The following is an 11858-nucleotide window of genomic DNA, read 5'->3' on the forward strand; positions in this document are numbered from 1 at the left end:
TTTTGTCCGAAACTGTCAAAGCTGAAGCTCGGTTTAGAGTTAAAACAAAAATTCGGTTTGGATACCAGTTACAGTAAGGTTGTAATTGAACTAAAAGTGTGGGATGTCGTTTCATTGAAGGCAGGTGAAATTGTAAGTTAAAACCTCTCTAAAATATCAGGATTCGTTAACGATATATCGCTGTTCTCGGCACTGTTGAAATAATTCAACAATAAAAAGTAAAATTTTGGCTTGTTTCTTATTGACAAAATAAGCCAAATATTAGAAATGAGAAACAGGTCCTTGGTAAATGTCTTCTGCCATAAAGAGGAAAAAGGAGAAACAATGCAAATAGAATTCTTTATTTTACGGCTAACGCCAAGGAAAATAGCAATATAATGCTCCACAGAAGGATAATAATTCTACTGCCTTTAGTTCTGTTAACCTTTCTATTTATCGGAAGCTGTAAACAGGAAAATAAAGCTAATATCTCTATCCCTTTGGAGGATAATGCTATACAGGAAAAGAAGCCCCGTTTATTTACAATTCTATATCGTCCGGTTTGGTCTTCTCAAGCACAATTTGCCGGTGTTTATATGGCACAAAAAAAAGGATTTTACAATCAGAAAGGGTTAGATGTAATTGTTCAACCCGGCGGAATAAACTTTCCTCCCTACGAAAATTTACAGCAGGGCAATAGTGATATTTGCCAAATGTCTTTATTAACAGCCGTGAAGCGCGATGCTGAAAAAGGCAATTTAGTTAATTTGGCACAAATTACGCAGAGCACATCTTTAATGCTGGTAGGCAAAAAATCGCGCGGGATAAACTCCATTGCTGATTTTGATGGAAAAAAGATAGGGTTGTGGAAAACGGATGACCGCCTTCTTTCTTTAATTTTTCTTAAGCAAAATAAACTGAATATGGAAATAGTGGATTTGGATATCACTATCAATCTTTTTTTGAAAGACGGGATAGATGTTATGAATGTAATGCGTTACAATGAATACCACCAAATTCTGCAAGCAGGGATAGACCCGGAGGAATTATTCACTATTTCCTTTGCCGATAAGGGATTAAATATTGCCGATAATGGGCTTTACACTACTCGTGAATTTTATAACAGACATCCGCAGCAGTGTCGTGATTTTGCTGATGCTACAATGCAGGGCTGGATTTATGCCATCAATAATCAGGAAGAAACTGTTTCCACCGTTTTGGAAGAGATGCGTAAAAATCACTTACCGGCGAATAGACCTCATCAATTATGGATGCTGAAGGAACTAAGTAACGATATTCTAACTCCCAATAATGGTATTGGAATTCTGCAGGAAAGTGATTTTGAGAAAGCTAAAAATTTACTTGCTGCTGAAAATATGCCCTCCACCCGTCAATCCTATAAAAGCTTTTTCCCCCGATGAATAAGAAACCTGAACCCCGCTCCCTGGCATATCAGATAATAATGTTTATCTTTATCTCCCTGGTGCTTATATTTAGTATATTTATTGGTGTTACCAGATTTCTCTTTTCACATATTATGATGGAAAATGCCAAAGATACGGTTAGTCATTTGGCAAATGAGGCAATTTACCAAATTGAAGACCGGTTGACAAATGTAGTGGATATCTCCCGCACAGTGTCTATTCTTTATCGTTCAGAGCACTTTAACAGTAAGAAAGTAAATTCCCTGCTGCACGATTTGGTGTATGAATTTGAAACTCTGGAGGCAGTAACTATTGCTTATGCTCCAAATTACTTTGGCTATTCCAGATCTATTTATCACTCTCAGAATAAAGCTATTACGAAAGAACTGAAGCTTAGCGATTATCAATATCTGGATTGGTTTCAAATCCCTTTTGAGCTGAAAAGCAAATACTGGACGGAACCCTGGTTTGATGCCTCTAACACGAAAGAGACAGTTATTTCCTATTGCCTGCCTCTTTTTTCCGAAGGAAAATGTGTTGGAATTATGCGTTTAGATACAAAGCTATCTGCTTTGCAGAGAATTGTATCTCCCTTAAAGCTGAAACATAGCGGTTATGCTTTTCTGGTTTCCAGTAACGGGACAATTATCACTCATCCTGCTGATTCTCTTGCTTTTAACGAAACTATCTTCAGTATCGCAGAAGGGGCAAAGGATAAAACTTTGCGCCAAATAGGAAAAAAAATGATTAACGGAGATAGTGATTTTGTGCATTTGCAGGGTGATACCGTCTTTGGCGATTCCTGGCTTTATTATTCGCCTCTCCTTAGTAATAATTGGTCGTTAGGAATCGTTATCGCTCATAAAGATGTGGTAAGAGACCTTAATTTGATGCTGATTATTCAAACCCTGCTCTCGGTAGTCATCTTCATAACTATTTCTCTAATTGTATATTACAGAACATTAAGCGTGTCCAGTCCAATCCGTCTTTTTACAGAAATAGCCAATAAAATAGGTAAAGGCGATTTTGATGCCCAACTCCCTGCAACTGCAAATAGCTATGAAATAGAACGCTTAATTCTGGCGTTTGCCACGATGCAAAAATCGCTGAAAGAATATATTGAAAACCTTAAAATTACTACCACCGAAAAAAACCGGATTGAAACAGAAGTGCAACTTGCTTCAGAAATTCAGCGCAAACTAATTCCCCAAAACACGGAACATCCTTATGGTATCAAAGAAATTCGCTGCTATGGGATTTTGGAACCTGCAGGCGATATTGGGGGAGATTTATACGATTTCTTCCCTGTAGATAAAAACCACTTTCTCTTTATTATAGCTGATGTGGCAGGTAAAGGTATTGTTGCTTCTATGACGATGACAATGGTATCTACCTATTTAAGAACTGTTTCCACCTACCAAAATAGCCCCGGAGAAATTATGCAAAACCTGAATAATTTCCTCTGCAAGCAATCTACCGCCTCCAATTTTGTTACTGCTCTTTTGGGAATAATAAATCTGCAAACAGGAGAATTAAGATTTACCAATGCGGGTCATCTACCCATAATAATCAGAAAAAGCAAAAATGGCTGTAAGATAATACCCGAAACACATTCCAACCCTTTAGGAGTGTTTGCCGATATAACAATTAGCGCTTCCAATATTCAACTGGAAGCAGGTGATGAAATAATACTGATTACTGATGGCATAACCGAAACGATGAATCCTGAGGAGGACTTTCTACGCTTGAAAGGTCTTACCGATATTATCAACCGGCTTACTACTGATAATCCTGAACAAACTGCTCTCCAAATTTTGCAGGAAGTGCATCGCTTTGCCCAAAATGCTCTGCAAAAAGATGATATCACTATTCTGGTGATGGATTACAAAAAGAATGAAGAATGGGATATGGTTTAGAAGGTAGAACGGCCTTACCTTTTCACTCTTCACTGTTTTTCAAAATTGTATCTACTGCTAAGGCTACCGGTATTTTCCCTGCTGCTACTTCTTCTTTCAAGCGTGGTAATAATTCTTGCACTTTCGCCTGTTGGTAAAAGCGATGTAAAACTGCTTCCGCAATCAGATTTTCAAACCACAGGGTATTTTGTTGTGCTCTGTGTTTAGTGAAAAAACCGCTCTTTCGGGTAATATCCTGAAATTCAGTTATCAAGTTCCAGATTTCGGTTAAGCCAATTTTATTTAAGGCAGAACAAGTTACAACTTGCGTTTGCCAACCTTCAGTGGAATTTCGGATATAATGTAACACATTTTGCAGTTCTCTTCTGGCAATTTCCGTGCGGGTAATATTGTCGCCATCGGCTTTATTGATTACAATTATGTCCGCCAGTTCAATAATTCCTCTTTTAATACCCTGCAGTTCATCTCCCGCCCCGGCAATCTGCATCAGTAAAAAGAAATCCACCATTGAGCGGACAGTGGTTTCCGATTGACCTACTCCTACTGTTTCAATTAAAATCACATCGTAACCTGCTGCTTCACAAAGGATAATCGTTTCTCTGGTTTTCCTGGCTACTCCGCCTAAAATTCCAGCACTGGGAGAAGGACGAATAAAACTCTCAGGATTGCGAGAAAGCAATTCCATCCTTGTTTTATCGCCTAAAATACTGCCTTTGCTGATCGTGGAACTGGGGTCTATAGCTAAAACCGCTACTTTATGACCTCTTTCTATTAAATACAAGCCAAAATTCTCAATAAAAGTGCTTTTCCCTGCACCAGGAACTCCCGTGATGCCAATCCGAATGGAATTTCCGGAATAAGGCAGAAGGTCTTTAATCAGTTCCTGCGCAGGTAAAAAGTGCTTTTCGGCATTACTTTCAATTAAAGTAATCGCCTTGGCAAGCAAAGTCCGATTCCCTTCCCGAACTCCTTTCGCCAGTGTTTTCGGACTATAATTCTTTTCTTTAAGTGCAGGAACTGTTTTAGTTTTCAGGCTTTTTGTTCCGGTTACTATCTTACCGGCAAATTCTTTTCCGCTATTTTCAGGAGTCCATTCCGGTTTGCGTTTTTTACTCATTCCCGCGTGCCAAGAGCTTTTCCATTATTTGTTTGGCAGATTCAGGCAGTTTAGTTCCCGGTCCGAAAATAAAAGCTGCTCCATTGTGATAGAGAAATTCATAATCCTGCGGAGGAATTACTCCCCCCACCGTAACCATAATATCTTCTCTGCCATATTGTTTCAGCTCTTCCATCAGCTTAGGTAATAGTGTTTTATGCCCTCCCGCCAAAGAACTGATGCCAATTATATGGACATCATTTTCCACTGCCTGACGCGCCGTTTCTTCCGGAGTTTGAAACAGAGGACCTACATCCACATCAAAACCCATATCAGCAAAAGCAGTAGCCACAACTTTCGCTCCGCGGTCATGACCATCCTGACCCATTTTGGCAACTAAAATACGAGGTCTGCGACCTTCCTGTTGCTCAAATTTATCGGTTAAAGCCCGAACTTGTTCAATTTCATCCATTTTTTTATACTCACTACTGTAAACATTATTGATTAAACGAATGGCTTCCTGGTGACGACCCCAAACCCTTTCCATAGCGTAAGATATTTCACCTAAGGTAGCTCTTTTCCTGGCAGCGTCAATTGCCAGTTCCAAAAGGTTTCCCTCTTCTGTTTCAGCGCTTTTGGTAATTGCCTGCAGTGCTTTTTCCACTTCTTCATTATTGCGTTCCCGACGCAATTTTTCCAAACGGGCAATTTGAGTATCCCGCACTGCGGAGTTATCCACTTCCAATATTTCTATAGGGACTTCCGTTTCCGGAGGATATTTATTAACACCTACAATAATATCCGCTCCGGAATCAATCTTTGCCTGTCTTCTGGCAGATGCTTCTTCAATGCGCATTTTGGGAAGCCCAGTTTCAATCGCCTTTGCCATACCACCTAAATTTTCTACTTCCAAAATATGTTTCCAGGCACTTTTCATTAATGCATCAGTTAAAAATTCTACATAATAGGAACCAGCCCAGGGGTCTATAACTCTGCAAATGCCTGTTTCATTTTGTAAATAGAGCTGCGTGTTTCTGGCAATTCTGGCAGAGAAATCAGTTGGTAAAGCAATTGCTTCATCCAGAGAATTAGTATGCAGGGATTGAGTATGACCCATAGTAGCAGCTAACGCTTCAACGCAGGTTCTGGTGATATTATTGTATGGGTCTTGTTCTGTTAAACTCCAGCCCGAGGTCTGGCTATGGGTTCTTAAAGCCATTGACTTCGGATTTTGAGGATTAAACTGTTTAATTATCTTTGCCCACAGAACTCTGGCACCACGCAATTTTGCTACTTCCATAAAGTAGTTCATACCTTCTCCCCAAAAGAAAGAAAGCCGCGGAGCAATAACATCAATATCCAAACCCGCCTTAAGAGCTGTGCGCACATATTCCAAACCGTCTGCCAAAGTATATGCCATTTCCAAATCGGCAGTTGCTCCCGCTTCCTGAATATGGTAACCGGAAATGCTGATGCTGTTAAACTTAGGCATATTTTTTGCCGTGTAGCTTAAAATATCTGCTATTATGCGCATTGAGGGCTCAGGGGGATAAATATAAGTATTTCGTACCATATATTCTTTCAAAATATCATTCTGAATAGTTCCATTCAGCGCTTCCGGAGGCACACCCTGTTCTTCTGCTGCTACAATATAAAATGCCATAATCGGAATAACAGCTCCGTTCATTGTCATTGAAACACTCATTCGGTCAAGCGGAATCTGGTCAAAAAGGATTTTCATATCCAGAATAGAATCCACTGCCACACCGGCTTTTCCTACATCCCCAATCACGCGAGGGTGGTCTGAATCGTAACCCCTGTGCGTTGGCAAATCAAAAGCGATGGAAAGACCTTTTTGCCCCATAGCCAGGTTTCTGCGATAGAAGGCATTGCTTTCTTCTGCAGTGGAGAAACCGGCATATTGACGAATTGTCCAAGGTCTTTGAATATACATTGTAGGATAGGGTCCTCTTAAAAAAGGCGGCAGACCGGAGAGGTAATCCAAATGTTCTGTATGTGCTATATCCTCTTTGGTATATAAAGGTTTCACCTCTATCTGCTCATTGGTTTTCCAGCTGAAATTCAGCTTAGGTGCCGGCTGTTCTTTTGTGCTAAAATCTGGATTTATGTTCAAAAAATCAGGCTTCTTCATTATATCACCCCCATCTGTTTTGCCAAATCCCGTAAAGTAGCTGTCACATCTGCCTTAAGGTGAATAAAATAATTTATTCCTGCCTGCTTGTAGTCCGCAATTTTATCAGCAGGATAACCAGCTAAAATCAATATTTTGTCTTTCATCCGGCTACATATTTCCGGAACTAAGCTAACATAATTTTCATCCGTGGAACAAATACAAAAGGCAGCAGCACCCGATTTCTCTGCCGCTGTTACTGCTTCCTCAACAGTATTAAAACCATCGGGATAAATAACTTCCAAGCCACCTACAGGAAAGAAATTGAGGGCAAAATCAGCTCTGGCTTTATATTCTGCCAAAGTTCCCATATTCAGTAAAAAGACCTTTTTATTGGTTTGGCTTGCTTCCATCTGCATTCTTAAATTCTCCATTTCTTCTACAGCTCTATGCTTCGGTAATGCTCCATCTTTCAGAACAAAAGCTTTATCTTCTTTTGCAGCAGGTTTATCAGCTTTTTGCGGAGTCGGCATTTTCTCTTCCGGGTTGGCATACATATTGATACCCACGAAGATGTTTTTTCTTTTATTCACAGCTTCAATTCTTTCCCTAACTATTAGTTCAATGCTGTTATGAATTTCTCCCTTTATCAAACATTGCAGCATTCCCCCCTTGCCTTCAATTTCCTGCATCAATTTCCACGCCTTGTTTGCCAGTTCCTTAGTAAGCCATTCAATATAGTAACAGCCCCCTGCTGGGTCAAGCACTTTATCCAAATGTGCCTCTTCTTTTAAGATTATCTGCTGATTTCTTGCCAAGCGCATAGAAAATTCATCCGGCTGAGCAATTAACTCATCAAAACAGCCAATTTCCAAACTATCTACCCCTCCAATCACAGCGGCAAAACCTTCAGTAGCAGTTCTCAACACATTTACATAAATGTCGTAGAGGGTCTTATTGAATTTAGCTGTCTTACCGTGAATCCAAACCTTTTGAGTTTCCTCTCCCCCACCGAAAGCATTAATCATTTCCGCCCAAAGTAAACGCAGAGCACGCACTTTGGCTATTTCCATAAAGAAATTGGAACCCAGAGTTAGTTTTACTTGAAATAAAGGTGCTACCTGCTCAATTGTCCAACCGGAATTCAGTAATTGTCTTAAATAATAAATTGCCGTAGCCAATGCCAAAGCCAGTTCCTGAACGCTGGAAGCGCCTGCAGATTCGTAACAAGAGGTATCTATGCTGAGAATTCTGTTCTGGGGCATTTTTTCTACATTCCATTTTATTATTTCTGCCAATTTCTCTTCCGCATCTGCCAAAGTGCAAGACAGATAACCTTTTTCGGCAAGTTCCCCGATAAAATCAAGTCCTATGCCTGCTTCCAGGGACTTTATAGCTATATTATGTTTAGCTGCATATTGCTCCCAGGTCTGCAGTATTTCTATATCCTCAATACCTAATTGCATAAACAGGGGGGCAGAATTAAGGTATATCCCGTCCAAAAGTGTTTCCCAGTCAGTTAAGCTCTGTATTTTTATCCCTTCTGCGGAACTAAAATTACTCAAGGTAATATTTACTGCCGTCAAACCCTGATTTAATTCCTTCAGCAATATCTTGTTCAATTCCTTCAGGTCTGTCTCCGGATGGTTTTGAGCAATTAACCAACCCTCGGTTAAAAACCGGAGGGGATTATTGCCCCGCACGAAAGGACTGCTTCCCGGTTGGCTTCCTGTAAAAGGAATACCCGCTATATCTTCTTGACGATAGATTGGCTGCAGAGTTATTCCTTCCGTGGTTTTGGTTTTAAGAACTTTGTCCAAATCTGCACCTTTCAATCCTGCTTGCACTGCTTGCAACCATTCCTCAAAGCTGGGAGGAGGGAATTCCTGCAGCAGGTTTAACTTAATTTCACTGTCCACTATTTTCTCCTTTTCTATCCGAAAAACGACATATTTGTCGTTCCCATTCCGGAAAAACGACATCCTTGTCGTTTATTATGGTTGACCAGGAGGTCAACCTTCCGAGAATACGACATTCTTGTCGTTTATGAATTTATCTTATTTTTTAGCCACCGAAAGCACCGAATTCACCGAAATATTCTATAACTCTCTTTTTATCTTTATTCATCATTCTTTTAGCCCACTATTTTCAGGACGCATCACCCCCTGCCCTCTGCCCTCAGCTCTCAGCTCTCTGCCCTCACAATCATCTGCACCGGTTTCATCCCATAAGGAGAACCCTGTTGAATAGCATCCAGAATCGCTCCCCCTCCGGTGAAGAAATAATAGCTTGGGTCGTTTTGTGCCTTGGCAAATATCCCTGGCAGGTATTCCTTAAAATCCTGAATGGTATCTCCTCCGCCAAAGAGTTTAACTGCCTGGGAGCATTTATCAATTAATGAATACATAGCCATTGAGCCCTCAGGATAGAGAGCTGTGTAACCCATTACGGCATTTACAAAGATAGTTCCTGCTTCCAGAAACACTTTTTGGATTTCGTTTCGGGCAAAGTTCTCAGCGCTCACATCCAAAACATAATTTAGTTTCGTTCCCGGCTGAAGAGTCTTAACATCCAGTTCTCTTGTCCCCTGTCTTTTTTCTATACCCGTGTTCTCCACAATTATCGGCAATTCCACTATTTTATCCAGGTAATCCTTACTGTCATTGATAAACTTATTGGCTGCATCAATATCTTCGGGTGTTACCCCCTCAATTTGAAGCTGATATTTACTGCAGAGATAAGCATTATATATCACTCCCCCCAAAATCAATTTATCAGCTATTTTCAGCAGAGAAGAAAGAGGCCCGATTTTTGTATCAAACTTAGCTCCCGCCACAATAGCCAAAAAAGGACGCTGAGGTTCAAAGACCTTGTTCAAATTCGCTATTTCTTTCTGCATTAGCAATCCCGCGTAAGAAGGAAGAAATTTGGCAATATTATAAGTGCTGCTATGGGCTTGCCACGAACCAAAGGCATCGTTAATATACACATCAGCAAAGGCAGCTAAACCCTGAGCAAAAATATCGGCACTTTCATCTTTTGCCTCTTCTCCCTTAAACCAACGGGTATTAGGCAAATAAACGAAATCCGCTTCCCCTTTTTTTAATGCCTGCACAGCTTTGCCAATAGGGCTTAAATCCGTTATTCCGCTACTTCCTTCTGCTCTGCAATTAGGAATTATACCTTTTAACTGAAATTTATTCTTAAGATATTGAACTACGGGCAGAACAGAATCTCCTTCCGAGATGTTAATAATACCCGTCTTTTTATCAAAGGGTCTGCCTATATGCGTCATCAAAACAGGTAAACCGCCTTTTCTGTAAATATGCATTAAAGTTGGAATTGTGGCATCAATCCGCATCGTGTCTTTGATGATGCCATTTTTAACTACATTGTGGTCCATCCGCACTAGGCAGACATTGTCTTTTAAGTCCGCATCCAGCATATCGGCAATCTTGTTCATTTTCTCTATCTCCTTTTTATATGGATAGTTATATGCACATAGAGATTACTGTTAAAGGTCTTTTCTATTACGGGGATTTATCTCTTAAAATGGGGTTATTCGTCAAGCTATTTCTCGCACATATCAGGGTAGGATTTTAGGAACGAGGATTTAAGGATTTAAGGATTAAGAGGATTTAATAGGTATTGGATGAACAGGATTATAGGGATTAATTTAGCAGAGGGCAGAGGGCAGAGAGAAAAATAATAGGTCTGGGATGAACAGGATTATAGGGATTTAAGGGATTTTAATAAATATGGGATGACTTGTGTAGTCGGAGGACACCGTTCTTTGTACCGGCGGACGCCGTTCCGCCGTTTTTTTTATTCGGCGCTACAGCGAGCGCCGGTACAAAAACCACAAGACCTCTCGCCCTCAAGACCTCTCGCCATTTATCTCTTCATTTTACCAGCGCAGCTTTCTTCACAAAGGTCTCTTTCCCTACCTGCATCTTTATAAAATATATTCCCGTTCCACAGGAATATCCGGAATTATCTGTTCCATCCCACAGTAATTTGTATCTTCCCTTCTCTTTTTGTCCCATAGCAAAACTGCGCACTAACTGACCGCGGTTATTGTATATTTCTATATTCAAGTTTGCCGGTTGCTCAAGTTCATACATTATCGTAGCGGAAGGATTGAAGGGATTGGGATAGATTGAACGGATACCCGTAACTAATGGAATATCCGGAGTTCCATTATTCCCATTACCACCAAAAGTAACACTCCTGGAACCGTAATAATTAACTACTCCATCTATATCCTGAATCTCCAGCCAGTAATAATAAGTTCCCGGTTCATAGACCTCTTTATCGCTATACACATAAACCTGCTGATGAGAAGTATTGCTGCCCGGAATTAAAGGACTAATCCTTTCTGCTATTGCCAGGTCATTCACCATTGCCCTATTCACATAAAAACCATTTACTCCCGTTTCGGATTGAGTTACCCACATTAAAGTTATCCCACCTTGGGAATTAATGTTTGCGGTGAAAGCAGATAACTCCACCGGTAGAGTAGCATCATTTTCAGTTAAAACTATTGGAATTCCATCACCCCCATTTGGATCTACCGTATCAGCTCCGCTGGGCCAAACACCATCACTATCTGTAGCTTGAGCATATAAACTACCATCTGAAAGATTTCTACTTTCAACGCGTTTAATTCCAGAAAATCCTTTTGTTCCAACTGAATTGGGAATTATTACACCCCATGCACCAGAAACATTGTCTACATTGGTTTTATAAGACCCAAGAATTTGAGTAATATCAGATAAATCTAATCCATCATTTTCTATAATACTTCCAGCTATAGGCCTTCCAGTTCCTTCTACATTATCATAAACAAACAAAAAGTTCTTTGCAGGTGACTGAGAAACGCCATATAAGAATGTTCCCTGGTTAACATCTGTAGATGTGCCAAAATTTATTACCTTAAAGGAATTAGCAGTCGTTAACCGTGTTACAACGCTGGTTCCACCTGCACCATTATTTAGCATTATCCTATAGTATAGATTGTTTCCAGGAGTAAATTTCGCATTCCCGGATGGCTCACCCATGAACCAACCGGTATATGAACCATTAGTATCAGTTGTAAATTCCGAATATGTTCCCGCAGTGCTCATTCCTAATGTAGAATTACGAGTGATAGTATTATCTGAATTAACAAACCAGCCAATACCTGCACCATTGGTTAAGGCATCATCAGTAGAAAGAACAAACTGTCCAAAATATCTATAGGTAGCATTAGCTACCACAGGCTGTTGACAAAGCCCCTATTTTGAAGAACCTAAAATATCTGATCTGAGAAT

The 11858-nt window shown here is 40.2% G+C and carries 7 protein-coding genes; 2 read left to right on the forward strand and 5 right to left on the reverse strand.

The window, feature by feature from the left end; translation table 11 throughout:
* Positions 1-377: 377 nt before the first annotated feature.
* Positions 378-1400, forward strand: a complete 1023-nt coding sequence (locus tag PLE33_08610; protein ID HPS61303.1) for an ABC transporter substrate-binding protein — start codon at positions 378-380, stop codon at positions 1398-1400.
* The gene (locus PLE33_08615) at positions 1397-3319 is read left to right on the forward strand and encodes a SpoIIE family protein phosphatase (GenBank protein HPS61304.1); all 1923 of its coding nucleotides are present in this window, start codon (positions 1397-1399) and stop codon (positions 3317-3319) included. The genes PLE33_08610 and PLE33_08615 overlap by 4 nt, the downstream gene beginning before the upstream one ends.
* 22 nt (positions 3320-3341) lie before the next feature.
* Here PLE33_08615 and meaB read toward each other — a convergent pair whose 3' ends face one another.
* From meaB to PLE33_08640, 5 genes are all read right to left on the reverse strand, one after another.
* Positions 3342-4436, reverse strand: a complete 1095-nt coding sequence (gene meaB / locus PLE33_08620) for a methylmalonyl Co-A mutase-associated GTPase MeaB (GenBank protein ID HPS61305.1) — start codon at positions 4434-4436, stop codon at positions 3342-3344.
* Positions 4429-6567 carry a methylmalonyl-CoA mutase gene (gene scpA / locus PLE33_08625; protein HPS61306.1) on the reverse strand — a complete coding sequence of 713 codons (2139 nt, stop codon included), beginning with the start codon at positions 6565-6567 and terminating at the stop codon, positions 4429-4431. Before scpA ends, meaB begins: the two co-directional genes overlap by 8 nt.
* Positions 6567-8465 (reverse strand): methylmalonyl-CoA mutase family protein, encoded by a 1899-nt coding sequence (locus PLE33_08630; protein HPS61307.1) that lies wholly within the window; start codon positions 8463-8465, stop codon positions 6567-6569. Before PLE33_08630 ends, scpA begins: the two co-directional genes overlap by 1 nt.
* Before the next feature lie 266 nt (positions 8466-8731).
* A complete protein-coding gene (locus PLE33_08635; GenBank protein HPS61308.1) occupies positions 8732-10009 on the reverse strand; it encodes a phosphoglycerate kinase in 1278 nt (425 codons plus the stop codon).
* Between the two features lie 439 nt (positions 10010-10448).
* Positions 10449-11804 carry a FlgD immunoglobulin-like domain containing protein gene (locus tag PLE33_08640; protein ID HPS61309.1) on the reverse strand — a complete coding sequence of 452 codons (1356 nt, stop codon included), beginning with the start codon at positions 11802-11804 and terminating at the stop codon, positions 10449-10451.
* Positions 11805-11858 lie beyond the last annotated feature (54 nt).

The organism is Candidatus Cloacimonas sp., from assembly GCA_035403355.1.
In the GTDB taxonomy this organism is placed as follows: domain Bacteria; phylum Cloacimonadota; class Cloacimonadia; order Cloacimonadales; family Cloacimonadaceae; genus Cloacimonas.

Coding starts and splice junctions, on each gene's coding strand:
- PLE33_08635 (HPS61308.1), bottom strand. CDS start 10,009: ATGAACAAGATTGCCGATATGCTGGATGCGGACTTAAAAGACAATGTC.
- PLE33_08610 (HPS61303.1), top strand. CDS start 378: ATGCTCCACAGAAGGATAATAATTCTACTGCCTTTAGTTCTGTTAACC.
- scpA (HPS61306.1), bottom strand. CDS start 6,567: ATGAAGAAGCCTGATTTTTTGAACATAAATCCAGATTTTAGCACAAAA.
- PLE33_08615 (HPS61304.1), top strand. CDS start 1,397: ATGAATAAGAAACCTGAACCCCGCTCCCTGGCATATCAGATAATAATG.
- meaB (HPS61305.1), bottom strand. CDS start 4,436: ATGAGTAAAAAACGCAAACCGGAATGGACTCCTGAAAATAGCGGAAAA.